This is a genomic window from Fructobacillus tropaeoli (assembly GCF_016860625.1).
GTDB classification, from domain to species: Bacteria; Bacillota; Bacilli; order Lactobacillales; family Lactobacillaceae; genus Fructobacillus; species Fructobacillus tropaeoli.
The window spans coordinates 173834-199583 of record NZ_BOJU01000001.1 but is presented as its reverse complement, the minus strand read 5'-3'; the positions used below and the strand labels follow the sequence as shown (position 1 = coordinate 199583).

Genomic DNA, 25750 nt, shown 5'->3' with positions numbered 1-25750 from the left:
TATGGCAGTAAAAAATTATGCCGAATTAAATATCAACATTACTGATATTAATTCAACTACTTTTGTTCCGGCGTTAAACGGCCGGCAAGGTGATAACAACCGAGAAGTGTTCTTGTGGTTGAAGAATGGCCCGCAAGGTTACGATTTGACAGGCAAGACTGTCACACTTTTCGTTAAAGACGCGTCAGGCGTCGTAAAAACTGCATCAACAATGAATGACCAGACTGGATTGTCCACTGGTCATTTTTCTTTGCTCATTCCAAGTGAAGTGTATCAAGCGCCTGGTGCGGTACAAGATTCATACATTCAAATTAAGCAGAACGACACGATTATTACATCAATTCCGGTGTCGTTTAACGTTATCGAAAACACGATGCTAGTGACACAGACTCAATCACAGATGTATCTCGATAGCGTACAGAAAGTAATTGATGATTTTAACAATCGTATCCATTCAGCCGGAACTGATTTGACGTCGCTAGAAAATGCGTTGAAATCTGTTCAAGTGACCATTGATAATTTGAATACACAATATAATTCGGACTTGTTTGCTCAAAAGGGAAAAGATAACGAATTTAAGGGTAATAATACGTTTGATCAAAAAATTATCGCCCCTAATGGATTGCAAGGAAAAGCAGATACAGCAGGACAAGCGGATAAATCATCGTATGCAGATAAATCTGGTACAGCAGATTATGTTAATTCAAATAATGATCAGACGTTCAAATCAATAAACGTCCCTGGTTGGTCATCATTTGATGGCGGTGTTTCTGTCACGAATATCGTTAATAACGGTTGGACTAATTTTAAAAACGGACTGACGGTATCAGGCGGTGATGCAATTTTCTACTGGGGTGCGCATTCTAAAAAAACTGTTGAGACAAATGTATGGGATAACGGTTTGAACGCACATATTTATCGAGTTGGAAATATTGTTGTCGTTCAAATTTACGGGAGTATCTTGACTGACCACGGTGCTTTCACAACGATTGGTTGGAAGATTCCAGCTGGATTCCGCCCGGCATACGAATCACAAGGAATTGCTTCCGCCGGTTATACCAAGACAATTATGAGATACCACCCTAGTGGCGATGTCGATATTATTGATAGTCCGCTTAAGGCTTCTGACAACAACGGTGGTGACAATTACGCATATGGATTCGCCGTTTGGGCAACCACTGACGATTTCCCATCGTAAGGAGGATAGAAATGGAAAATAACCAAGATTTTAACTCAGTGCAACAGAGTGGTGGTGAGAACAAGACATGGTTCTTTGAGTTTGACGCTACAACTAAGGCGTACACGCGAGCCGTCTATGCCGCTACTCAACCAGAAAATACAACATCAATTGACCCAAACGGTGTTATGAACCCAGTATGGAATCAATCTGATAACAAATGGGACGGCCAGTCGATTGATGATTACTTGGCGGAACAAAAGAAAAACGCTCAGCAAAATGTAGACCCGCAACAACAGCAGTTGGCTAACTTATTGCAAATGATTGTCCAATTGAAGGCGGATTCTGTAATGAACAAAGCACAAATCGCCTCATTGACTGCTCAACTAGCTAAGCAATCGAATGTAGCGCAACAGGATAGTCAGTCTGCATCACAGTCAACTAGTCAATCGACATCACAAACGACAACAGCGGTGACTGGAGGTGTTGCTAATGTTTGATATGTTAAAAGGATTGTACCCGCAATACGTGGATAAAGCGTTTGTTCAATCGTGCGTGAAATATGAATACATCACGACTGATGAATACAAAGAACTAACCAACGAGGATTATGCAGAATAAAGGGGGCTAAATGCAAAATTGGGGAATTGACGAATGGGCGAGCCTCGTTGGCATCATTGCTTCATCAATCACGGCGCTATCTTATGGGCTGAAATACGTGGTTATTAAGCCACTGACCAGCTCAATGGAGCGACTGAACGAGAGTTTTGCCGGGCTAAATTCAACGTTGAAATTGATGCAATCAGACGTTGACCGAATTGATGAACGAGTGGATGACCACGAGACACGAATTACCGTTCTAGAAAAAACATCACATCAAGAAGACTAGCAATAGTCTTCTTTTTTATTTGGAGGAAATTATGAATTTTACAGATGCACAATCACTGCTTACTTTCGGCTTGATGATGATTATTGTATTTGCCACACCAATTTACAAATTCAATAACTACATCAAGGCACACACACGCAACGAACATGTTAAGACAGCTACTGAATGGGCAAACCAAGCGGTAGCAGCATTGGTCAATTCAGACTTGAACACGTTGCCAAATCGAAAGAAGGCAGTAGATGATTTAACATCACGAATTGCTAATAACAAATTGGCTGGAAAGTTCACCCAAGCCGAAATTGAGAGCTATGTTGAAAAAGCAATTGCAGAGTTGAATAAGTAAGGAGGAAGAATATGACAGTATCAGGATTAGCAACACAATATGGATTTCAATCGTTCCCTAATTTCACCCAAGGGCGGCAGGGTAACTCGGTTAATAAGATTGTAATTCACCATATGGCCACGACTGACTATGATTCAGTTCCTGGCATTTGGAACAGTCGCCCAGCTTCGGCTCACTATGGTATTGGTCCAAATGGCGAGATCCGCTCCTATGTAGACGAAGACAACACAGCGTGGCATGCTGGTGATTGGAATGCCAATTTGACCTCAATTGGTATTGAACATTGCAATATCAACGGTGCACCAACTTATGACATTGCACAGGCCACTGTTGAATCGAGTGCTAAGTTGGTAGCTGACATTGCCAAGCGTTACGGATTCGGCCAAGTTGTACCATATAAGAATCTATTCCCACACTCGCAATTCATTAGCACAGCCTGCCCAGGTCAATTGGTTGGCAAGTTGCAAGAAATTGCTGACCGAGCTAATGCTATTAACAATGGCGGTGGTTATGTGCCAACTCAAACAGCCACTTCCGCTCCACAACCAGTGGCACAAACCGCAATTCAAAAGTTCCAAGCCGGTGGCGACCGATTCGTTCTGCGTGGGGCCTTCACTTGCAACACTTGTCAACGAGTGAACGGAATTTACCAAGTGATGGACGATGACTTGTGCGCTGACCCATTCTCATGGACAGACAATGGTATTCCAACTGATTTGTTGAATGATTTGTCTGATCCAAACGGCCGTACGTTTGAAGACGGCGCTCAAGTTCAGTTCAAGCCACAATACCAATCTGGTACGATTGACCGCTATTCAGAGAATGCTAATGCAGTCGGAATCGATTTCTTGGACGGCAACGGTATCATTTGGTTCGATGCCGATAAGTTCTGGAATCACGCTTGATAGGAGAGTGATGTGAATAACGATAAGTTAGATAAGATTATTAAAGAAGACCACAAGCGCACCAATCGTTTGGACAAGCGAATGGGCAAGATGATGAACGACCACAGCTATGATATTGTTGACGTGGATAAGCAAGTTCAGCAATCAATGACATTTCGCCAAAAGGTAGCTGATAGAGTGGCCAAATTTGGCGGTAGTTGGACGTTCCTGATTGGTTTTATCGTCGTGCTGGTTAGTTGGATTACAATCAACTCATTACACCTATTTGGGGCTAATTTCGACCCATTTCCATTCATTCTGCTTAACCTCTTCTTATCTATGGTGTCTGCACTCCAGGCGCCATTGATTATGATGAGTCAGAATCGTGCCAGTGACTATGACCGGATGAACTCGAAGAATGATTATCACATCAACTTGAAATCAGAAGAAGAAATCAGGATTCTTCACTCAAAGCTGGACCATATTATTCATGAAGACCAACCCAACAATTTGGAAATCCAAAAGATGCAAATGAAGTTGTTGGACGAGATTAGCAAGCAATTATCATCCTTGCAAGCTAAATAAAAAAGCCCTTCGGGGCGTACATATGATATAATTTATTTACCTCTTTCGAGGTTTTCTTACTATCATGGACCTGCCACGATTGGCAGGTCTTTTTTTGTGCAAAAAAATAAAAAAACTTTTTAAAAAGAGTTGACTATATACCAATTGTTATATATACTATAAGTATAGTAAGAAGCAAAAAGAAAGAGGAAATAATCATGACAGACGTACAATTAGTTGAAACTTTTATTGGAAATTGGAAGCAAGTAGATAATACAATCGATAAGTTCCATCGTGAAGAGGCGTGGGGTAACATGACGACAGAACAAGCGAAATTCATGAACGAATTCCGAATCAAGCAGAGCGAAATCGAAGACGCTTTTGATTTCTACAGTCGTCAAGGAGAAATCCGGGTAAGCAAAATTAATAATTGGTTGGTAGAAATTAAAAATTACAATGAATTCTACAACGATAACATTAAGAGTTTGACAAATATCACTGAAGCCTAAAGGCTTTTTTTATTGGAGGAAAATTATGGAAATTAAACAAAAAATCGAGATACTATTTAATAGCGGAATAAGTGGATATGCCATTGCAAAAGAATCAGGAGTATCCCAGCCAGTTGTAAATAGGCTAATGAATGGCCAACGAGAAATTAGCAACGTATCACTAGACTCAGCCCAAAAACTGTCTGATTTGTACGACAAGCGAATTAACACAGTAGAGTTGCCAGAACAATATAAGATTATTCGTGATGTTTTCAGGAAAGAATTTAAGGAAATTCTGGAAAGCCAACTTGAATTGTATCAAGAAGAACCCAACGATGATGATAAAGTGCTGTTCCATTTCTTGCTTGATGAGTTTAAGAAGACACTAACTGATCAGCAGGAAATCTTCGAACTAGGTGATTATGTTCATCGAACAGAAGAACCAAGTCAGTCTATGATTGATGAATTGTAATAAGCACGACAATTAAAAAACACCCTAGTCTCGTGATTGAGATTGGGGTGTTTTTTATGCATTATCGTGTGAAAGTCGTGTGGAATGTTTACAAACGTTGATATATCAACACAATCGATGCACCGAGAGGGAGTCGAACCCACGACCTGCCGGGTAGAAACCGGCTGCTCTATCCAGCTGAGCTACCGATGCAAAAGATAGAAAACTAACACTATTAAGAATAGCAAAAAATAGACAAAATTACTATTAAAAATTTGTGGCAACAAAGAAGTTGGGGAAAGCCCGTTCGCCTATTGTTACAAGGAAATCCTTGTTATCTAGAGGTTCATCACTGATAATTGTGGGTACAGACATAAAAGGAGATAGAAATGTTAACTTATTTTTATTTGGCCGTGGCCATTATCGCTGAAACGACTGGTACGACTTTGATTGGCAGTACGGCTGGTTTTACAAAATTGTTACCAACAATTTTGACTCTTAGCTGCTATGCCCTATCCTTCTACCTTTTGGCGCTTGTCGTCAAATCGATGCCCGTTTACCTCGCTTATGCAATCTGGTCTGCAAGTGGTATACTAGTTGTCACGTGCTTAAGTGTTGTCTTGTTCAACGTGCATTTGAACTGGCAAACAATCGTTGGCCTGACCTTTTTGGTCCTAGGGGTGGTTTTGGTTAACATCTTTGGCAACGTACATTAAAAATGTTCGGGGAAGACTGTCCCTGAGCCGTTGGAGGAGATTTATGAGTAACGAACAATCGACGTCTGGTTATACTTGGCAGGACGTAAAGACGAACATGAAACAGATTTTCACCTGGTCTTATTATAAAGAGGGATTTTCTGGTTGGGATAAGCAATCTTACATCTGGTTGGAAATTGGTCTAGTAGTCATCTTGGCTACCGGTTTCCCACATGGCTTGGAAACTTTGTCGATTTTGTCCATGATTGGTGGAGCAATCGGTTTCGCTTGTACTTTGGCTATTACGGCCAACAAGCGAATTAACGGCCTGCTTGGTTTTATCTCAGCAATTTTGATCTCTATTGTCGCCTTTCACTCAAAAAACTACTCTGATATCGTGATGCAGATGGTTTATGTGGTGTCATTGGATTTGAATTTCATGTTTTTTGGTAACGCTTGGCAAAATCGGAAGATTAAGGCAATGAACACGAACGGTTGGCTTTTGGCTTTGGTAACGTTCGTAGTGGCGTTCTTCTTGCTCTTCATGATGGATACGCACTTGCTGATTTCCCCACGGCCATGGCTTGATGCTTTCACTGCTGCGATTGGTGTAACAGGGGCTGCATTAACAATTGCTAAGTTCCACTCACAGTATTGGATGTGGACACTGCAAGGCTTAATGTCAGTGACTCTTTGGGGAGTAACGGCATTGCAGGGGGACGCCAACTGGGTCTTGTTTGCAACTTATATCCTTTATTTAGGAAACGATGTGATTGGCTTGTTCTTCTCGCCATGGTCACGAGCTACAAAGGCAGCTGATGCTAAATAAGGCTTGGTAGCGGTCATATTTTTACCAACGAAAAAGGTCGATAATTGTCGTTTAGGACAATTATTCGACCTTTTGTGTTAATCTGCTTGATATTTAAGTCAATTTAATTCTTTGTTGTTATAATCAAGACAAGTTGAATCGCTTTATCCTTTTAAAGATTGGAGAAGTTACATGACTAAGAAGTTAACGGATGCTCGTGTCTTACGTTCAAGGCAGGTTCTTCGTTCAGCAGCGATTGAATTATTATCAAGAACAGATCGTTTCTCAATTGCCGAATTACTGTTGAAGGGTCGCGTGACTCGCGGAACCTTTTACCGACACTATAATAATAAGGCGGACTTGATCAATGATGTCAATCGGGAACTTATTCGTCAGTTTACGGAAAAGACTGAAGGAAAGTTTCGTGTACGTGAAGTGTTGGAAGTTATTTCAGAGCAAGGAATATTCTATAATGCCGTTTTGAATAACGGTCAGGATAAGTCTTTAATGGTTGATTTAATGGCTGCACTACGCGAACAACGTGATCGAGCCTTGGCTGATGTAAGTGATGAAAAATTAAAGAAACACTTGATTTATCAATGGGAAATCATTGTCGCTGGTTTTTGGGCTTGTGTGTCTTTGTGGCTACAAGATTCGATGGCGCTGACCTATGATGAAATTCTCGAAGAATTTCGTGAAATTTGGCGGGTAACGATGACAAGGACGAAAAAGACGGGACTATTACTTTTTGATTTTGACGTTTAGTTGCTAATGATGCAAAATTAAGCAAATCTAAATTAGTGGAGTCGCATTGGAATCATTGCTTCGATTATGCGTCAAAACGGCTAAAAATAAAGATTTCCTTGATAAAACGAGGGAACTTTGATAAAATTAATTAGTTGTTAGCGCAGCTACAACCACACATCTCAGGTTCAAGAAGCTAGCGATAGCCGCCTCGAGATGGTGAGTCTAAGTATAAAAGGAGAATTCAATAATGGCCTACGCAATTATTGTTACTGGCGGCAAGCAATACAAAGTCGCTGAAGGCGATACCATCTTTGTTGAAAAGTTGGACGCACAAGAAGGGGACAAGGTTTTTTTCGACCAAGTCGTCTTGACTGACTCAAAGATCGGTACCCCATTTGTTGATGGTGCTAAGGTTTCTGGAACTGTTGAAAAGCAGGGTAAGGAAAAGAAGGTTGTTACTTTCAAGTACCGTCCTAAGAAGCATTCCCACACAAAGCAGGGACACCGCCAACCATATACACGCGTGAAGATTGATTCCATCGCGTAATCATCACTGTTAAAGGAGAATAGACTTATGTTGATGAATCAAGATAACTTGCAACTCTTTGCCCACCACAAGGGGGGGGGATCATCTGCCAACGGTCGTGACTCAGCTGGTCGTCGTTTAGGTACGAAGGTCGCTGATGGACAAGCCTTGACTGCTGGTTCAATCATTTACCGCCAACGTGGAACGCACATCTACCCAGGTCAAAACGTTAAAAAGGGTGGCGATGACACACTTTTTGCTTTGACTGACGGTGTTGTTAAGTTCGAACGCAAGGGTCGCGACAAGCGCCAAGTTTCCGTTTATACTCGGGAAGAATACAATCAGTTACTTGCTAACGCCTAACTAATTGGGAAAAACAGCTTCGGCTGTTTTTTTTGCCCAAATTTTGCTTTATTCGGTCTTTTGAAACATTGGACGAGCATTTTGTATTTCTTAAAATAAAATGAGAACTTTCTTTTAGAGAGCTTCAAACTTATGGTACAATAACCGCAAGATATATTAAAATTTGGAGGGTCATACCGTGGGATTTTATGAAGAACGTTTGAACAAGTTTCAAAAGCTGTTGAAGAAGTTGGACTTGCAGGGAATGATTATTTCCAATGCCTCGAACTTGAACTACCTGATTGGTTTTGGTGGGGTTCCTGGTGACGGTGTCTTGGTTGTATCATTGGCCGATGCCGCTTTCATTACCGATGCTCGTTACGAAAACGAGTATGTTGGTACGTTACCACAGGGTGTTTCACTGAAGGTTACGCGTCAATACTACGAAAAGGCTGTGGAAGTTGTTCGCGAATTCGGGATTGAGAAGCTCGGCTTCGAATCTGATTTGCCATATGCTTTCTATGAAGAGTTGGATGACTTGTTACCAGCCAATGTAAGTTTTGACGCCGTTCCAGGTGCTGTTGAAGCGTTGCGTGAAACAAAGGATGACCAAGAAGCTGATGCCTTGCGTAAGGCTGCTCAAGCATCAATCAAGGCCTTCAATGCTTTGTTGAAGGAAGTTAAGGTTGGGATGACTGAAAAGGAAGTTGCCAACCGTTTGGATGTCTTGCAAAAGGAATTTGGGGCGGAAAAGCCTTCCTTTGAAACGATTGTCGCTTCTGGCTACCGTTCAGCGATGCCACACGGAATGGCCAGCGATAAGAAGTTGGAAGCTGGTGAATTGGTCACTGTTGACTTCGGTTACTACGTTGATGGCTATACTTCTGACGTTACCCGGACGTTTGCCTTGGGCGAAGTTGATCCTGAATTGAAGAAGATTTATGAAATCGTCAAGGAAGCCAACGAAAACACGATTGATGTTTTGAAGGCTGGCATTTCAGCTTCTGAAGTTGACCGCGTTGCCCGTGACTTTATCACGGAAAAGGGGTACGGCGAAGAATTCCAACACTCAACTGGCCACGGTGCTGGTTTGGATATTCACGAAGGTCCTTACCTTTCATCACGGTCAAGTGATGAAGTTCAGGTTGGTAACCTTTTGACGGTTGAACCTGGAATTTATTTGGCCGGCAAGGGTGGTGTCCGGATTGAAGACGATGTCTTGATTACAAAGGATGGCCATGAAGTTTTGACTGCTGATTTGCCAAAGGACTTGATTGTTTTACCAGTTGACTAATTGTATAAGTGATTTCAATAAAGACCGAACTCGGATGTGTTCGGCCTTTTTAATTTTGGAAAATAACTTAGTGATTTAATTCGACTAGGCGATGAGGTTATTTAATTTTTATCAAAGAAGGCGTTTTGCTATTCGACGATTTAGACCTTATTTTTTGTGGATACTTTTTTAATAAAAGCTTTCTGAAAAACGTCCTTTAATGATAAGATAAGATGAACGGGGGTAAGCTATGGAAGCCATACAATTACGACACACCAATGATTTGCATTCGCACTTTGAGGCCTGGCCACGCATACATCGCTTTTTGCTAGCTGAAAAGACTGCGGATACAACTTTTAACTTCGATATTGGTGATGCTATTGACCGCTTTCATCCGCTAACCGACGCTACTTTGGGCAAGGCGAATGTCGACTTGATGAATGCTGCTCATTATGACGCTGTTACGATTGGTAATAATGAAGGTTTGGGCATGGCCCATGCTGATTTGAATCATTTATATAATCAAGCAAATTATCCGGTGACTCTGGCGAACTTGAAGGAATTGCCAGGGGGAAATCAGCCTGCCTGGGCAGAACCTTACAAGATATTGACCACTAACAATCAAACGAAGGTGGCTGTTATTGGTTTGACGGCTCCCTATCAAATGACTTACCGGTCACTGGACTGGCAACCGCTACCGGTTGAAGACGTTTTGGACGACTTGGTACCAAAACTGCGAAAAGTGGCTGACTTGGTGATCTTGCTTTCGCACTTGGGCTTACCAACCGACCGTGATTTGGCTGAAAAATACGATTTAGACGTGATTATTGGGGCACATACGCACCATGTTTTGCCTGATGGTGAAATGAATCACGGTACGTTGTTGGCGGCTGCAGGACGTTACGGTGACCATGCTGGCCAAATTGATTTGGTTGTAGACGACCAGCATCATGTGGTTTCGAAACAGGCACGAGCCATTCCGCTCGGTGAATTAGCAACCGAACCTGGTGATTTAGCCGAGATTCAGGCTCTTCATGATCAAGGGGCAGAACTGGAAGAAGAAAAGAAAATTGTTCATTTTAACCAGGAACAAACAGTTTCTGATCAGGGACAGGCCTGTTTGGCTGCCTTGAAGGAGACGACGGGCTTGCCCGTTGCCTTTTGTTCTTCTGGCCTGTTCTTACAGGATTTGCCGGAAGGAACGGATACGGCTGAAGACTTCCTAGAATCCATGCCACATGCGATTCACCCAATGGTGACGACTTTAACTGGGGCGGAATTGATGGCCTTGGCCGCTGAGTTCCAAGAGCGGCGCACTGATTTGGTCGATCAAAAGATGAAGGGGTCTGGTTTCCGCGGTAAGGTCTTTGGCCACCTATTGATTGATGGCCTTGACCGTAATGATGACGGCCAATTGCGGTATGCGGGTCGGGTAGTTGAACCGGAAAAAGCTTATCAAATTGCAACCTTGGACCATTATCGCTGGATTAACTTTTTTCAAGTGTTGGATGAGGCGCCCGCTAAAATCAATCAAAAAATCTTTCTGCGAGAATTACTCGCACAATATTATCAAAAACATGCCCAGTAGATTGAAGAGCTACTAGTGGCTGAAGAGGAATTATGAACCACGAAAGTCTTAAAGAACGGACAATTACCCAACAAGCTGAGCGTGAAAAAGAATTTCAGGTCAGCGTTTTTGGGGATGAAATTACTATTGATGGCTTGAAATTGACTTTGCAGGAAAACTTCAAGGATGCCTTTGATGCGAGCAAATTAGCAATCCGCTATACCCCACTTTTAAAGCAGTATGACTACATTGTTGGTGACATTTCAGCCGACCAACTGCGTCTGCGTGGTTTTTACCAAGAAGACCGGGAAGTGACTGCTGACCAAAAAATCAGTGCCTTGGCTGATTATCTGTATGAATATGTTAATTTCGGTGCCCCTTACTTTGTCTTATCGAATGCTGCTCCGGCCTTCCGTCCCGTTAGGGTTCATGATTTCTTAGCCGACTGGGAGGCTGCTAACCCTAAGAAGCCGGCACGCAAGCCATCAAGTCCAAAGAAACCCACTAATGGCCGTAAAACTGCTAAGGTTTCTAATGGTCGTAACCAACGCCCAAGTAACAGGGATGGACAGGATAGTGACCAAAGAAAGAATAGCAGTGGTTCGGCTAAGCGTGGTCAAAACGGAAACGGCTCAAGGCGGAATAATAATCAACATCGCTTTAAAAAAATTGAGCGGAATACTAATAAGGCGGTTCAAGAATCATCTAATCAGAAGCAGGGGGGAGAAACTGCTAGTCAAGACTTGGCTAAGAAGGAGTCGACAGTTAATAACCGTCACCGCAATCAACAGCAGAAGGCCAACCAGGCCGGTGGACCAAAACGCCGGCGTCAAGGAACGAAGGGCGGTCAAGGTAGCGGTCAACGCCAAAAGTCGAAGACTCAAGGTCAAAACCGTCAGGATGGATTCAACCAGAAGAACACTCGCCAAGGTCAAAGTACCAAGGCGGGCCAGGCTGGTAAGAATTCAAAGTTGCAACGGGCAAAGCAAGGCAATAACATGTCACCTAATTCGCCAAAGCAAACTTCTGTCCCTTCAAAGGGTAAAAATACACAATCTCGGGCAAAATCAGCCAATAATAAGCGTTCCTTTACGATTAAGGAACGGCAATAATAAGTATAAAATCAGTAATCGATTACGATTACTGGTTTTATTTTGACAATCGAAGTATTTCTTGCTAATATTTTAGTTACCTAGTCAAATTAAATAGGGTTACTAAAAAAGAGGAGCATGTTGATGACAACAACATCACGTTTACAAGACTTAACGAAAGGCGCTGTTTTTGTTGCGCTATTAATTGTTTTTGCAATGATTCCAGGAATTCCGCTAGGCTTCCTACCGGTACCAATCGTACTCCAGAACTTAGCCGTTATGCTGGTGGTCCTTATCTTAGGGCCGAAACGAGGAACGATGGTAATGACCGTTTTCTTGCTTTTGGCAGCAGTCGGTTTGCCTGTCCTTTCCGGTGGTCGAGGTGGTTTAGCTGTCTTGATTGGTCCAACAGCTGGTTATATCTGGGCTTGGTTGCTTTTCCCGGCCGTTTACTGGGGTTTGAATCGCTTGGTTTTTGGTCATCGAAACTTAGCCCAACCGGCTTGGTGGCAGAGTGTTATTTTACTAATCATCGTTGATTTGATTTTGGACTTTGGCATGGGAGCCGCTTGGCTGCACTTTAACCAGGGGCTTGGCTTCTGGTCTGCCTACTGGGCAAACATGGCCTTTGTACCTGGTGATTTACTGAAAATTGCTCTAGCAGTCTTCTTAGATCAGGCTCTTTGGCAGGCGAGTCAGCATTAAGGTTTTAGCGGTTGCGATGAGGCTGCTTTGCGGCCGTACTAGTCGGTGACGATTGGAAGGAAGACTTGATGAAGAAACAGGAATTCAGTACCAAAAATCGAGTTTTAGCTATTTTATTAACGCAACCTGGTGTTTATTTTTCTGGCGACAGCTTGGCCCAGTCCTTGGATTTATCACGTGAATCAATCTGGAAGGCCGTGCGGTCGTTAAAGGCTGACGGCCATCAAATTGCGAGTCGCAAGAAGGCTGGCTATGCTTACTTACGCAGTCAGCAAGTGGATGCTCTCGTGCTAAATCAGTGGCTGCATCTTTTGGGTTCTGATTTGGTTGAAAATCAGCAGCCAGAGGTGCAAGTTTTTGAACAAATTGATTCTACCCAGGCCTATGCTAAGGACATGGTTGCCAAGCAGCCGTTGATAAGACCGGCCTTGTTGGTGGCTAGAGAGCAAAGTGGTGGCTATGGTCGCCAGGGTAGAACGTTTTATTCGCCAAAGGACCGCGGGTTATACGTTTCGTTAGCAATGCCTGTACCGGTTGGCACACAATTAGCACCGAGTCTCTTAACGACATCAGCAGCCGTTGCCCTCGTTCAGGGGTTGCAAACTTTTTTCCCGAATGCCCCTTTCCAACTAAAATGGGTCAACGACCTGATTTTACATGACCATAAAATTGGTGGCGTGATTACGGAGGGGATTTTTGACTTTGAGAGCCAACAATATTCGGCTGTGATCCTTGGCTTTGCCATTAACCTAATGCCAGGTGCTTTTCCAGATGGACTCGAGTCCAAGGCGGGGACAGTACTGGCAGATGGCGAAGCTGATTTGGACTTAAATGTGATTTTGGCTCAATTGATTGTTAACCTCATAAAAATGACGGATACCTACCAAAGTGGTGCGTATCTGCCGGCGTATCGAGAGCTTTCCTTATTGATTGGTCACACTATAACTGTTAAGGTTGGTACAGATGAAAAAACTGGGATAGTGACCGGTATTAGCGACCAGGGTGGTTTAATCATGGTCGAGGATGCTACGGGTCAACAGCAGACGCTTTATGCGGGTGAGGTGACCAAGGTTAAACTCCTGGAAAACTTAAATTTGTAGGAAAGAGAACTGCCGACATGGACTTTGTATTTGCTTCGAATAATTCTGCTAAGACTAAGGAAATGGCCGTTTTGGCTCAAGAAATGGGTCATAGCGTGACCAATTATCGAGATATTTTGGGAAAAGAATTGGCTTTTCCGGAGGAAACGACCGATTCACAGTTAGAGAATGCAAAGGCCAAAGCAACTTTTATTCACCAGTATTTACCGGATGATTGGATTTTAGCCGATGACACCGGTCTATACTTGCATGCTTTTCCCGACCGTTTTGGTGTGACCTCTTCGCGTGAATTTAAGAGCTTGAATGTGATTGGTAAGGAAGCCGAGATCGACTATATTTTGAGCCTTTATGATCAAGGGCAGGATCGGTCGGCCTACCTTTTGGCTGTTTTGGCCGCTTGCAGCCCGTCCGGTCAACTGTATACTGGTGCCGGCAAGGGTGGCGTTAAGATTGCTACGGAGGCACGACGTGGGGACTTAATTGGCGGATTGGATGACATTATGGAGGCCGAAAATGGGCTGACTTTGTCCGAAATGACCCTGTCCGAATTAGTTACCTATCACGACCGTGCCCGAGCTTTGGCTCAGGTTTTACAGGAAATTAAAACGGCAGAATAACCGAACTCTTTTTAAAAATCAGAAAGTAACACTGGACCGATTGCCACTGTGTTGATACGAACGATGAAATTTGATGAACAAGTTTCGGAAGTCATATCTATGGTGGTGTCGGTTTTTTCTTTTGGTAGATTTCGTGGAAGATTTTCATTGAAGACCTCGATTTTTGAAAAAGACAGCTAATCATGCTAAAATAGTAAGGTTGATTTTACTGGGCTTTTAAAAAGCCGAAAGGAGGGCTTATGACAACTGCTAAGAGTGCATTTTGGCAAAAGATTGTAGATGAAGCCAAAGATGAAAACGGGAACAAGCGACCATTCTTTTCAATGGCACCAATGGAAGCGGTCACGGATACAATTTTCCGTCGCGTGGTTGCCAAAGCTGGTGGGCCGGATGTGTATTATACGGAGTTCACGAACGCTGCCTCAATGGTTCACCCTGAGGCAAAGTTTTCCGTTCAGGGTCGGTTAGCGGTTGCGCCGGGCGAAAAAATGCCGATTGCTCAAATCTGGGGTTCAAAGCCAGAAGTGATTGCTGGAGCAGCTAAGTTGCTCCCTGAAATGGGTTATGAGGCCGTTGATTTAAACATGGGCTGTCCAGATGGCACGGTTATCAAGAACGATGCCGGGTCTGATTTGATCCGCCATCCGGACCGAGCTAAGGCCTTGATTGCTGCAGCTAAGGAAAGTGGTTTGCCCGTATCTGTGAAGACGCGGTTAGGCTTTTATAAAGTCGAGGAGTACCACGACTGGTTGACGATGATTTTCGAACAAGATGTTCAAGTTCTGACGATTCATTTACGGACTCGAAAGGAAATGTCAAAGGTTGATGCTCACTTTGAGTTAATTGATGACATTATTGCCATGCGTGATCGGTTGGCACCGGATACACTTCTCCAAATCAATGGGGATGTCAAGGACTACGAGCACGGTTTGACTTTGGCAGCCGAACATCCTGGTATTGATGGGGTGATGATTGGCCGTGGCGTCTTAAACGACCCATACGCCTTTGAACCAGGCCATCAGGACCACACATTGGCAGAATCAATTGCTCTTTTGGAATTGCAATTGGACTTGTTTGATGAAGTGAATAAGACGGCTTCTATCAAGAACTTTGAAGCATTGAAGCGTTACTTTAAGATTTACCTGCGGGGCTTCCCTCATGCTTCTCAGCTGCGCCAATTGCTGATGGAAACTCACGCAACGGACCAAGTACGTGCTCTATTGGCGGAACACGTTGGTGATCTCTTGCAGACACCTGCACGTTAAGCGATGTCATCATTGTGATTGGTTAACGTGCGTTGAGATAAACCAACAAATTAAGACGTATTATTTGAATAAATCAAAAGGACTGATAACCGATATTTTTCGGTGTCAGTCCTTTTAAGTTGCTTTTAAATTGTGGTAGTGAATTCATTTTTGATGGACTCATTAGGTGTGGTAAATCGGTGCCTTTTTATTTTTGTATGGTATTGAATAAATTGATTATAAATGTCTAAAAATAGCTTTATATCAATGCTTTCGGGGATTTTATGCTATAGTATTTGTATAGCAAACAAGCGTGGATGGTGGCTATCCTTTTTCAAAGGAGGTGGTGCGTATGGTGTCAAAACCAACAATCACATTCTAAGAAAGGAGATGCCAAGGTGTCGGTGACGACTGCCTTACAGTTAATGCTGGCTTTCGGAACTTTTGTTCTGATATTGCTGGGATTAGTGATTGAGCTTATTAAATTAAGCCAAAAAAAATAACCATCACAGCTTTGACACGCTGATGGTTATTTATAACTAATCAGATAGCCACCGTTTTACGGGTTTGCTAGAAGGCGCTGTAGTTGCTGCTACAGCGCTTTTTCTACACCGTCATTATAACACCAAGATGTCCGAGTGCCAACAGGGAGGTTGGGATGCTTGTTAAAATGCACCTGGACACAATGAGTGACTTGAACCCTTGTGTTAGTTGACGATGGGAACACCTGCAATGGTTTAATTATCTGCTCGTTAAGTTTGATTATTAAATTAAGCCAAAAAAATAACCATCACAGCTTTGACACGCTGATGGTTATTTACAATAACTAAAGGTAGCCACCGTTTTACGGGTTTGCTAGAAAGCGTTGGAGTTGCTGCTACAGCGCTTTTTCTACACCATCATTATAACACCAAGATGTCCGAGTGCCAACAGGGAGGTTGGGATGCTTGTTCAAATACACCTGGACGTGGTGATTGATTTGAGTTCTTGTTTTAATTAATGCTATAATAACAGTACTGAATAAAAATTTTGGTTGAGGTCATACTCAAGGCGGAGCCTAACGGGGGAGTTAGGTTCACTTGGAGTGGGCCTTTTTTCTTTGCTCATTTCAAGCTGATCTGGATATAAATGGGGAGGAAGAAAATGACGATTTGGACATTTGGATTGACTTTGTTCGGGGCCTTGACGATGTCTTGGTTAGCGGAGCGCTTGCGCCTGCCAACTGTTGTTGGTCAAATTGGTGCGGGAATTATTTGGGGACCGGCAGGTTTCCACCTGCTGTCTGCTAATCACAGTTTGGCCACGTGGGCAGAGGTCGGGGTTTTGCTCTTGATGTTTTTGGCCGGCATCGAATCTGATTTGGGGCTGTTAAAGCGTCATGCCCGGCAGGCGGTAACGGTCGCTTTAGCCGGAGTGGTCACACCCTTTGTGGTCTTTTTGGTTTTGGGACTGGCCCTGGGGATGACGGATGAAAAGTCTCTTTTTTGGGCGGTGCTCTTCTCGGCCACATCCGTTTCAATTACGGCGCAAATTTTAACTGAGTATCATCAGGTCAAATCAGACGCCGGAGCGACCATCTTGGGAGCAGCCGTTTTAGATGACATTTTGGCGATTTTGATGTGGACGGTCTACCAGACGGTCTTTGGAATTGGCGAGGAGACTCAGCGCCTCCTATGGTTTACCATTTTATTGATGGTCATGTTTTTGCTTGTGTTAGTGGCGATTTTGCTTTACGTATTACCAAAAATATTGCCGGCAATCGGTCGTTTATCACTGCCGGGTGCTGTTTTGACCTTTGCGCTGGACATTGTTTTGCTTAGTGCCACTTTGTCAGAAAAAATTGGCCTTTCAGGAGCCATCGTGGCCTTTGTTGTCGGCGTGCTCTTTTCTCGGCAGAAATCAGCCGCGGCGATTGAACACGGCGTCACTTTAATTGGTCAAACCGTCTTTATTCCGATTTTCTTTGTTAATATCGGGTTAAAGGTTACGCTAGTTGGCCAGTTAGCTAATCTGCCGTTGATTGCACTTTTGACAGTCTTCGCGATTTTGACGAAGTTCTTTGGGGCTTACTTTGGAGCCCGGCTGGTCAAAGTGCCGGTTCGCGATGCTCGGGTTGTCGGTGTTGGGATGGTCTCACGTGGTGAGATGGCCATTGTGATTGCTGATTTGGCACTGTCAGCTCATGCGTTGAGTTCGGGTCATTATGCGATGTTGACGCTCGTCATTTTGTTAACGACAATTTTCACGCCAATCGCCTTAAAATCGGTATTAAGAAAATAAGTGGACTGATAATAAAGACGTCCTTTAATTTATGGGGTTTGAAGTTAGCGAAAACGAAATAAGTTAACTGATAGAAAAAGGTAGGCCCCCCATCTTAGTAATGTAACTGCCAGAAAATGGCTGCATATAAGACCGAGTTTTCTCGGTTTTTTTTGCTAAAAAAGGCTTGGTTTCAGTCTTTTTAAAGGTTCGCTTTTTGTTGGCCTATGCTATAATGAGTCTATGCGATTAACTAGACAAGATGTAACAAAAATTTTACAAAAACACGACCTGCTCGTCAGTGAACCAACTGATGATTTGGTCTTTGACCACCTTCACTATGATACCCGTCAGGTCCAGGACCAGACGCTCTTTGTTGTCAAAGGGGCCTTTAAGGCGGAATACCTTGCCGGGGTCGATGGTGTGACGGCCTTGGTAGCCGACCATGATTTGGGTGCTGATTTACCCCAGTGGTTGGTGACTGATAGTCAAAAGGCTTTATCAGTGTTGGCAATGGCCTACTTTGATTACCCGCAAGACCAGCTTTGGATTGGCGCTTTTACGGGAACCAAAGGGAAGACAACGGCTGCCTACTTTGCCTATACGATGCTGAAAGAAGCAACTGCGGGGAAGACGGCGCTGTTTTCAACGGTCGATCGGATTGTTGGCCCAAATCCAGCAGATAAGAAAAAATCAGATTTGACCACGCCCGAATCTTTTGAACTCTTTAAAGACATGCGCCGTGCGGTCGACAATGGGATGACCCACTTGGTGATGGAAGTTTCCTCACAGGCATACTTGCGCAACCGTGTTTATGGTTTGCGCTTTAACGTTGGGGCCTTTTTGAATATTTCACCGGACCATATCGGACCAAACGAGCATCCAACTTTTGCTGATTATTTGGCACATAAGGAAATGCTATTGGATAATTCCGACCACGTGATTTTAAACGCGGGAATGGATCATTACCAAGAAATCTTTGACCGTGCTGCTAGTCGGCATGACCGCGTGTTGACATATGGTCGCGCCGGAACGATGCCTGCAAATGGTCAGCAACCATTAGTGACCTTTACGAGTCAAGAGTCTGCTTTGCATGAGTCACACTTTACGGTGACAGCTGGCACGGCGGTGCCTGATTTACAAGCGATTAGTGGTGGCTACCGCTTGAACCTTCCCGGCGACTTCAACGAGGAAAACGCCGTGGCATCACTGATGATGGTTGGGTTAGCTGGAGCTGACCATCAGTCAATGGTGAAGGGGCTGGATGAGGTCACGATTCCAGGCCGGATGCTTTCATTAAAGTTGCCTGGTCATGGGGTCGCCTTTGTCGATTACGCTCACAACTACGTTTCCTTACTATCGCTTTTGGCCTTTGCCAAAGCACAGTCCCCAGATGGACAAGTCATTGTTGTTCTGGGTGCACCAGGAAATAAGGGTGTTTCTCGCCGAGCTGATTTTGCCAAGGTCTTGTCACAAAAGGCTGACCAAGTCTTCTTGACGGCTGACGACCCCCAGTACGAAAGCCCATTGACAATTGCTCAAACGATTGCTGATGGTATCACGAATGACCATGTCCAAGTTCACTTTGAGATGGACCGGATTACCGCTATTCACCAGGCGATTGATTTGGCTGGCGAAAATGACTTGGTTGTGGTTGCCGGCAAGGGTGAGGACCCTTATCAAAAGGTCGATGGCGTTGATACACCCTACATCGGTGACTATGCCGCTGTGAAGCAATGCCAGCAGGCCCTTTTGGCCGGCCAGGGATTACTCGTGGAGGATTAGCCATGACAGCTTTTTACCAAGATAAAAACGTCCTCTTAGCCGTAACGGGCGGCGTCGCAGCCTATAAGGCAGCCGAATTAACGCGGCTATTGATTAAGGCTGGGGCGAACGTCAAAGTGGTGATGACTGATGCGGCTCAAGAATTTTTACCGGCTAAGACTTTGGCGGTGCTTTCGACGCGTCCCGTTTTGACTGATGCAAGTTGGCAAGGACCTAGCAGCGCTGTTGACCACGTTCACTTAGCGAAGTGGGCTGACTTGATTGTGCTGGCACCTTTGACGGCCAATACCCTGGCTAAATTAGCTTCGGGACTTGCCGACAACGTGTTAACGGCAACGGTCATGGCTAGCGCAGCCCATAAGGTGGCTGTACCCGCGATGAATGACGTGATGTGGAGTAATCCCGCGGTGCAGCGAAATGTTGACCAACTAAAGCAAGACGGTTTTGACTTTATCGGACCGGCTAGTGGTTTCTTGGCCGAAGGCTATGAAGCCAAGGGCAGAATGGTGGAACCAGCTGAAATCGTGAAGGCCGTTGCTGATTTACACTCTGACGACTTCCAAGATGCTGTTTTTGAGGAAAAGCCCCTAGCCGGCAAAAAAGTTGTGATTACCGCGGGTGGAACGCGGGAACCAATTGATCCGGTGCGCTATTTGACCAATAAGTCTTCTGGTAAAATGGGTTATGCCCTAGCCGAAGCGGCCCGCGCAGCTGGTGCGACCGTCACATTGGTGGCGGCCACCTCACGGCAGGTAAGCCCAGCCATTCAGGTTATTTTGGTTGGTGACACGAGAGAGATGTTGGCAGCCGTTCAAAAAGAAATGGCCACAGCTGATGTTTACATCGGCGCTGCAGCGGTATCTGATTTCCGAGTGGCTGAAGTAGCTGATCACAAGGTCAAGAAGCATGGTGATGAGCACATGATTTTAGATTTGGTGCAAAATCCCGACATCTTAAAGACCGTTGGTGAGACGAAAAAGCCGGGACAGGTCGTCGTTGGCTTTGCGGCCGAGACTGAAAATCTGGTCGAAAATGCCCAGGCTAAATTAGTCAAAAAGCATGCCGATTTGATTGTGGCCAATAATGTTTTGGAGGCAGGCGCTGGCTTCAATAAGGACACAAACAAGGTGACGTTGGTCACCGCTGACCAGGAGCCAATCCAGGTAGCGGCCAAATTGAAGACAGAAGTTGCCGAAGACATTATCGCCTTGGTAGCTGATTTACTAACATCTTAAAACTTTATGGTATAATAGTGACCTATATGAAAGTAAGCAGGAGGCTGTGATGAGCAAGGAAGACGAAAAGCAAGAATCCAAGTATCACGTGGGGGATGAGTTGCTCGCCCCAGCATACGGGAACCTTGAAAACCCCTTTACCGGTAAGGTTGAAAAGGTTTACGAAAATGCATTGTTGGTCGAAATCATCGAAAATGATCCAGCCGACCAACCAGCCGTCAATGAAATGAACCACCGCGCTGTTGTTCGAATGGCCGATGTGGAAGTCATCAAGGCAGCACCCCAGGACGAAAAGTCTGAATAAGACATCCTGGTTGTAATTGAAAAAGATAGAAGGCAGGTGCCCAGCTTTGCAGTGACCTTAACGTTAGTGTGAGTTAAGGGCTGGCCCTGGCCCGCGCGGCTTTTTCTGCTCAAAATTTGATAACAAAGTGGCCAGCATGGCTATTAGAGTGGTACCGCGGGCAGGGCTCGTCTCTTTGGTTAATAAGAGACGAGTCCTCTTTTGCAAGATAGTGAAATTTTTAATAAAAGGATAATACAATGGCAACGAATCAAGCAGTGACTTCCGCCTTACAGGCGGTCCTACCTGACATGACAGCTGAAGAAATCGCAAGCAAGGTGGAAGCGCCCAAGGATACTAAGATGGGTGACTTGGCCTTTCCAACTTTTACTTTGGCAAAGGTCTTAAAGAAGGCCCCACAGCAAATTGCGGCCGACCTTGTCGAACAAATCGACCAAAGTGGCTTTGAAAAGGTTGTCGCAACTGGCCCTTACATCAACTTCTTCTTGGATAAGAAGGCGATGACACAAGAGACATTGACCGCTGTTTTGACTGCTGGCGACCAATACGGAAAGAATGACCGAGGTCAGGGGCGAAACATCGCTTTGGATATGTCATCACCAAACATTGCTAAGCCAATGTCAATGGGACACTTGCGTTCAACAGTGATTGGCAATGCTTTGGCGAACTTAGCTGAAGAAAATGGTTACCAGCCAGTTAAAATTAATCATCTTGGTGACTGGGGAACCCAGTTTGGTAAGCTGATTTACGCTTATAAGACATGGGGATCGGAAGAAGAAGTTAAGGCCGACCCAATTGCTACTCTTTTGAAGTACTATGTGGAATTCCACGATAAGGCGAAGGAAGACCCATCATTGGATGATGAGGGTCGTGCTTGGTTTAAAAAGCTTGAAGATGGCGACCCAGAGGCGAAGCGCTTATGGGCCTGGTTCCGTGAGGAATCATTGAAGGAATTTACGGAAATTTATGACCGTTTGGGTATCGAATTTGATTCCTTTAATGGGGAAGCTTTCTACAATGACAAGATGGATAAGGTTGTTGATATGTTGGAAGCAAAGAACCTCTTGCAGGAATCACAAGGGGCGCAAATCGTTGACTTGTCCTCAATCAATGAGAACTTGACCCCAGCGATGATTAAGCGAACTGATGGTGCTACTTTGTACATGACTCGTGATTTGGCAGCGGCCATTTACCGTAAGGAAACTTATGATTTTGCGAAGTCTTTGTATGTCGTTGGTGGCGAACAGCGTGAGCACTTTGTCCAGTTGAAGGCTGTTTTGACTTTGCTTGGCCTACCATGGGCAGATGATGTTGAACACATTTCCTTTGGTTTGATTACCTTTAACGGTAAGAAGATGTCAACTCGTAAGGGTGACGTTGTCTTGCTAAAGGATGTTTTGGATGATGCCCACGAGCTTGCTCTTTCACAAATTAACGAAAAAAATCCTGATTTGGCCAATAAAGACCAGGTTGCCGAAGAAGTCGGTGCTGGAGCGGTGGTCTTCCACGATTTGATGAATGACCGGACCAACAACTTTGACTTTAACCTTGGTGAAGTCGTTCGCTTTGAAGGGGATACCGGACCATACGTGCAGTATACGAATGCACGGGCCCAATCAATCCTCCGGAAGGCTGGCGTTGCCGTTGACGAAGGACAAATCAGCCTTGATGATCCGCAAACATGGGACATTGTCACGACTTTGGCGAACTTCCCTGATACTGTTGCGCGGGCCTTTGACCACCGCGAACCATCAGTGATTGCTAAATATGCATTAACGCTGGCTCGCTCGTTCAATAAGTACTATGCTAATTCTAAGATTTTGGCAGAAGATGAAAACTTGAATGGTCGTCTCGCTTTGGTTAAGGCCGTATCCACGACTTTGACAATTGCACTCTCAATTCTTGGTGTGCAAGCACCAAAGGAAATGTAAAAACTCTTTTTATCGGTGACCACCTGTGCGTTATGCGGCAGGCATGAGCCCTGTTGGTTAAAGGAAAACGGATGAAAGCAAAATTTTCACTTAAAAATACAGCCTTTTGGAAACGAACGGCCCCGACTTGGAACCGCTATCAAATCGGTCGACTTCTGATTCTGATTTTTATGTCGCTGTTCTTAGTGACCTCAGTCTACTTAGTGACGATGGCCAAGACGACGCATGTACAAAAGCTAGAATCATCACTGTCACAAACGACGAATATCTACGATAGTTCGAATAACTACGCTGGGTCGTTGTACTCGCAAAAGGGTACGTATGTTAAATATGATCAGATTTCACAGAACATGCGCGATGCCGTTTTGTCGATTGAAGATCGTAACTTTTATAAGGAACACGGGTTCTCCGTTTCTGGCCTTGGTCGAGCAGCATACTTGTTTGTTCGTAACCGCTTGACCGGTTCACATGTCATCTCTGGTGGTGGGTCAACGATCACTCAGCAACTGGTAAAAAATGCCTATTTGACTCAAGAGCAAACCTTCACTCGAAAGGCCAAAGAAATTTTCTTGTCCATGCAAGTTGAACAGGTTTATTCGAAAAATCAGATTTTGACGATGTACCTGAATAATGCATGGTTTGGTCATGGTGTTTGGGGGGTTGAAGATGCTTCAGAGAAGTACTTCGGTGTTCACGCCAAGGACTTGACAACCGAACAGGCAGCTACTTTGGCCGGTATGCTGACGAATCCATCTGGCTTTAACCCAATCGATAATCCAGATCGATCGAAGGCTCGAAGAAATTTGGTTTTGCAGACAATGTATGAAAACAAGAAGTTGACTAAGGAGCAGGAAAAGGCTGCCCAGGCAACTGACATTGTGCTGCATGACAACTATACGGGTGATGAGTCGTATCATTATCCATGGTTCTTTGATGCCGTGATTAACGAAGCCGTCAATAAGTATGGTTTGGACGAAAAAGACATCATGAACCGGGGGTATAAAATCTATACAACCCTGAACCAAAAAGACCAGGAAAACATGCAAAACGATTTCCAAAAGAGTAGTCTCTTTGGAAATCAGTCACAGGCACAGGCGGCTTCGATTGTCTTAGATGCTAAGACAGGTGGTGTTCGAGCCGTTATTGGTGGCCGTGAAACCCAACACACTTTCCGTGGCTTTAACCGTGCCACTCAGTCACAATTGCAGCCCGGATCCATTATTAAGCCTTTGGTTGTTTACGCGCCAGCATTGGAAGCTGGTTACAGTATTAATACCAAGTTACCTAATAAGAAGATGACTTTTGGTACGAATAATTATTCGCCAAATAATGCGCTGAATGTCGAAACGGCCGATGTACCAATGTACGTGGCCTTAGAGCATTCTTACAATATTCCAGCTGTTTATTTGCTGAATAAGTTAGGTGTAAATGTTGGTTGGGACTCTGGTAAGAAGTTTGGCTTGCCACTGGTTGATGCAGATAAAAACTATGCTTTGGCCCTTGGTGGTTTGACGACTGGTGTGTCACCATCTCAAATGGCGTCCGCCTATACGGCTTTTGCAAACGGTGGAACGATGTCACAAGCCCACTATATTACCAAAATTGTTGATTCTTCTGGCAAGGTGATTGTGGCTCAGCCAAAGGTAACTCAAAAGCAAGTGATTTCAAAATCAGTTGCGGATAATATGACAAAAATGATGCTTGGTACCTATACCAGCGGAACTGGAACGGGTGCAGCACCATCTGGTTATAAGATTGCCGGTAAAACTGGAACTACTGAAAATCCTAATGATTCAAACAATGCGAACTCCTCAAAGGATTCATGGGCTGTGGCTTATACCAAGGATATCGTTCAAGTTTCTTGGGAAGGTTTGGAAGGCGACAATACAAGTTCTCTACCAATCGGCTTGATGGGGACAATTGGTTACTTCGTGAAGACTTCATTGGGTCAAATTTTACCAAATACGACAGGTGATAACTTTAGTGTTTCAGACGCTAGTCAAACGAACACTAGCAATACTAATACTTCATCATCTTCATCATCAAATTGGTTCACGAACGCAGCAAATAACTTTAGTAACGGTGTGAATACCACAGTTGCTGGTGCGGCTAAAGTATGGGATACTATTACAGGAGCATTTAAATAGAAATTATTAGTGATTTCACTACTCCGATTTGCATTTGAAAGGGATAATAATGACAGTTAACATTTACGATAACGCAAACGAAATGGCTAAGGTTTTGGTCGAAACTGATCAATATAAGTCATGGCAAACTGCCTTTGACGCAGTTCAAGGCGATGATGCTGCGAAGGATTTGTTTAAGCAATTCCAGGCAATCCAAATGACTGTGCAACAAATGATGCAAGCACAGCAACAACCTACTCCTGACCAAGAAAAGGAATGGGATGCTGTCGCTAAGCAAGTCCAAGAAAACGACAAGATTAAGGACTTGATGGCTGCAGAACAGATTTTGAACACGTTGTTGGGTGAAATCAACGAAATCGTTACAAAGCCTGTGTCTGAGTCATACGCCAAAGTACAACAAGCTTAATTTGTTCGAATAAATCAGAAAAAGGCTGAATGGTTTAACCGTTCGGCCTTTTTCTATTAGAAGCCAAACTTACCAAAGGTTTTGGCTTCTTTTTTGTGTGATTTGCAAACCTTAACCGTCTAATTTAACCGAGGGCAAAAAAAAGCAAGACCATCGTGGTGCAATGGTCTTG

General features: G+C 44.2%; 28 protein-coding genes, 1 tRNA gene and 1 other annotated feature. Of the genes, 28 read left to right on the top strand and 1 reads right to left on the bottom strand.

The genetic code is table 11. The features are described 5' to 3' along the window. Nucleotide 1: 1 nt before the first annotated feature. The 8 genes from FT12353_RS00970 to FT12353_RS00930 all read left to right on the top strand — a co-directional run bounded on the left by FT12353_RS00970 (nt 2) and on the right by FT12353_RS00930 (nt 4817). On the top strand, nt 2–1198 hold the full coding sequence (locus FT12353_RS00970; protein ID WP_203617138.1) for a BppU family phage baseplate upper protein: 1197 nt from the start codon (nt 2–4) through the stop codon (nt 1196–1198). 11 nt (nt 1199–1209) lie between these two features. Continuing rightward, a complete protein-coding gene (locus FT12353_RS00965) occupies nt 1210–1677 on the top strand; it encodes a hypothetical protein (protein ID WP_203617123.1) in 468 nt (155 codons plus the stop codon). A 131-nt stretch (nt 1678–1808) separates the two neighbouring features. Next, nucleotides 1809–2066, top strand: a complete 258-nt coding sequence (locus FT12353_RS00955) for a hypothetical protein (protein ID WP_203617118.1) — start codon at nt 1809–1811, stop codon at nt 2064–2066. A 31-nt stretch (nt 2067–2097) separates the two neighbouring features. Beyond that, complete coding sequence (locus FT12353_RS00950) at nt 2098–2409, top strand: phage holin, LLH family (RefSeq protein WP_047975459.1); 312 nt, start codon at nt 2098–2100, stop codon at nt 2407–2409. An 11-nt stretch (nt 2410–2420) separates the two neighbouring features. Then, nucleotides 2421–3314 (top strand): N-acetylmuramoyl-L-alanine amidase, encoded by an 894-nt coding sequence (locus FT12353_RS00945; protein ID WP_203617115.1) that lies wholly within the window; start codon nt 2421–2423, stop codon nt 3312–3314. Nucleotides 3315–3326: 12 nt separating this feature from the next. Continuing rightward, entirely contained in the window at nt 3327–3878 is a 552-nt protein-coding gene (locus tag FT12353_RS00940) for a DUF1003 domain-containing protein (RefSeq protein ID WP_239061148.1), read from the top strand. A 197-nt stretch (nt 3879–4075) separates the two neighbouring features. Further along, complete coding sequence (locus FT12353_RS00935; RefSeq protein WP_203617103.1) at nt 4076–4366, top strand: hypothetical protein; 291 nt, start codon at nt 4076–4078, stop codon at nt 4364–4366. Nucleotides 4367–4391: 25 nt separating this feature from the next. Further along, on the top strand, nt 4392–4817 hold the full coding sequence (locus FT12353_RS00930; protein ID WP_203617100.1) for a helix-turn-helix domain-containing protein: 426 nt from the start codon (nt 4392–4394) through the stop codon (nt 4815–4817). Nucleotides 4818–4935: 118 nt separating this feature from the next. On the opposite strand, the gene FT12353_RS00925 is transcribed toward FT12353_RS00930, so the two are convergent. Continuing rightward, nucleotides 4936–5009 (bottom strand) — tRNA-Arg (locus tag FT12353_RS00925). A 176-nt stretch (nt 5010–5185) separates the two neighbouring features. Between FT12353_RS00925 and FT12353_RS00920 the strand changes: the two genes are divergently transcribed. From FT12353_RS00920 to FT12353_RS00825, 20 genes are all read left to right on the top strand, one after another. Further along, entirely contained in the window at nt 5186–5512 is a 327-nt protein-coding gene (locus FT12353_RS00920) for a DMT family transporter (RefSeq protein WP_059393431.1), read from the top strand. 43 nt (nt 5513–5555) lie between these two features. Next, nucleotides 5556–6320 (top strand): nicotinamide riboside transporter PnuC, encoded by a 765-nt coding sequence (pnuC, locus tag FT12353_RS00915; protein WP_059393430.1) that lies wholly within the window; start codon nt 5556–5558, stop codon nt 6318–6320. A 171-nt stretch (nt 6321–6491) separates the two neighbouring features. Next, the gene (locus tag FT12353_RS00910; RefSeq protein WP_059393429.1) at nt 6492–7064 is read left to right on the top strand and encodes a TetR/AcrR family transcriptional regulator; all 573 of its coding nucleotides are present in this window, start codon (nt 6492–6494) and stop codon (nt 7062–7064) included. Nucleotides 7065–7204: 140 nt separating this feature from the next. Next, nucleotides 7205–7280, top strand: a sequence feature (ribosomal protein L21 leader region). Nucleotides 7281–7293: 13 nt separating this feature from the next. Further along, nucleotides 7294–7593, top strand: a complete 300-nt coding sequence (gene rplU, locus FT12353_RS00905) for a 50S ribosomal protein L21 (protein ID WP_059393428.1) — start codon at nt 7294–7296, stop codon at nt 7591–7593. A gap of 27 nt (nt 7594–7620) precedes the next feature. Further along, nucleotides 7621–7935 carry a 50S ribosomal protein L27 gene (rpmA, locus tag FT12353_RS00900; protein ID WP_047975143.1) on the top strand — a complete coding sequence of 105 codons (315 nt, stop codon included), beginning with the start codon at nt 7621–7623 and terminating at the stop codon, nt 7933–7935. A 178-nt stretch (nt 7936–8113) separates the two neighbouring features. Beyond that, on the top strand, nt 8114–9208 hold the full coding sequence (locus FT12353_RS00895; RefSeq protein WP_168778231.1) for a M24 family metallopeptidase: 1095 nt from the start codon (nt 8114–8116) through the stop codon (nt 9206–9208). Between the two features lie 229 nt (nt 9209–9437). Further along, nucleotides 9438–10775, top strand: a complete 1338-nt coding sequence (locus FT12353_RS00890; RefSeq protein WP_203617098.1) for a bifunctional metallophosphatase/5'-nucleotidase — start codon at nt 9438–9440, stop codon at nt 10773–10775. A gap of 32 nt (nt 10776–10807) precedes the next feature. After that, nucleotides 10808–11866, top strand: a complete 1059-nt coding sequence (locus tag FT12353_RS08615; RefSeq protein ID WP_203617096.1) for a YutD family protein — start codon at nt 10808–10810, stop codon at nt 11864–11866. A gap of 123 nt (nt 11867–11989) precedes the next feature. Further along, nucleotides 11990–12550, top strand: a complete 561-nt coding sequence (locus tag FT12353_RS00880; protein WP_203617094.1) for a biotin transporter BioY — start codon at nt 11990–11992, stop codon at nt 12548–12550. 68 nt (nt 12551–12618) lie between these two features. Further along, nucleotides 12619–13650 carry a biotin--[acetyl-CoA-carboxylase] ligase gene (locus tag FT12353_RS00875; RefSeq protein ID WP_059393424.1) on the top strand — a complete coding sequence of 344 codons (1032 nt, stop codon included), beginning with the start codon at nt 12619–12621 and terminating at the stop codon, nt 13648–13650. Between the two features lie 17 nt (nt 13651–13667). Beyond that, on the top strand, nt 13668–14267 hold the full coding sequence (locus FT12353_RS00870) for a non-canonical purine NTP pyrophosphatase (protein ID WP_059393423.1): 600 nt from the start codon (nt 13668–13670) through the stop codon (nt 14265–14267). Nucleotides 14268–14506: 239 nt separating this feature from the next. Continuing rightward, nucleotides 14507–15532, top strand: a complete 1026-nt coding sequence (locus FT12353_RS00865) for a tRNA dihydrouridine synthase (protein ID WP_059393422.1) — start codon at nt 14507–14509, stop codon at nt 15530–15532. Between the two features lie 296 nt (nt 15533–15828). Next, on the top strand, nt 15829–16014 hold the full coding sequence (locus FT12353_RS08605; protein ID WP_083994356.1) for a putative holin-like toxin: 186 nt from the start codon (nt 15829–15831) through the stop codon (nt 16012–16014). A 640-nt stretch (nt 16015–16654) separates the two neighbouring features. Next, on the top strand, nt 16655–17791 hold the full coding sequence (locus tag FT12353_RS00855; protein WP_203617092.1) for a cation:proton antiporter: 1137 nt from the start codon (nt 16655–16657) through the stop codon (nt 17789–17791). A gap of 222 nt (nt 17792–18013) precedes the next feature. After that, on the top strand, nt 18014–19555 hold the full coding sequence (gene murE, locus FT12353_RS00850) for a UDP-N-acetylmuramyl-tripeptide synthetase (protein WP_203617089.1): 1542 nt from the start codon (nt 18014–18016) through the stop codon (nt 19553–19555). A gap of 2 nt (nt 19556–19557) precedes the next feature. Continuing rightward, on the top strand, nt 19558–20790 hold the full coding sequence (gene coaBC, locus FT12353_RS00845; RefSeq protein WP_203617086.1) for a bifunctional phosphopantothenoylcysteine decarboxylase/phosphopantothenate--cysteine ligase CoaBC: 1233 nt from the start codon (nt 19558–19560) through the stop codon (nt 20788–20790). A 49-nt stretch (nt 20791–20839) separates the two neighbouring features. After that, a complete protein-coding gene (locus FT12353_RS00840) occupies nt 20840–21094 on the top strand; it encodes a hypothetical protein (protein WP_059393417.1) in 255 nt (84 codons plus the stop codon). Between the two features lie 239 nt (nt 21095–21333). Next, on the top strand, nt 21334–23025 hold the full coding sequence (argS, locus tag FT12353_RS00835) for an arginine--tRNA ligase (RefSeq protein WP_059393416.1): 1692 nt from the start codon (nt 21334–21336) through the stop codon (nt 23023–23025). Nucleotides 23026–23096: 71 nt separating this feature from the next. After that, nucleotides 23097–25172, top strand: coding sequence for a PBP1A family penicillin-binding protein (locus FT12353_RS00830; protein ID WP_203617083.1), 2076 nt, complete (start codon nt 23097–23099; stop codon nt 25170–25172). Nucleotides 25173–25221: 49 nt separating this feature from the next. After that, a complete protein-coding gene (locus FT12353_RS00825; RefSeq protein ID WP_059393414.1) occupies nt 25222–25578 on the top strand; it encodes a YlbF family regulator in 357 nt (118 codons plus the stop codon). Nucleotides 25579–25750 lie beyond the last annotated feature (172 nt).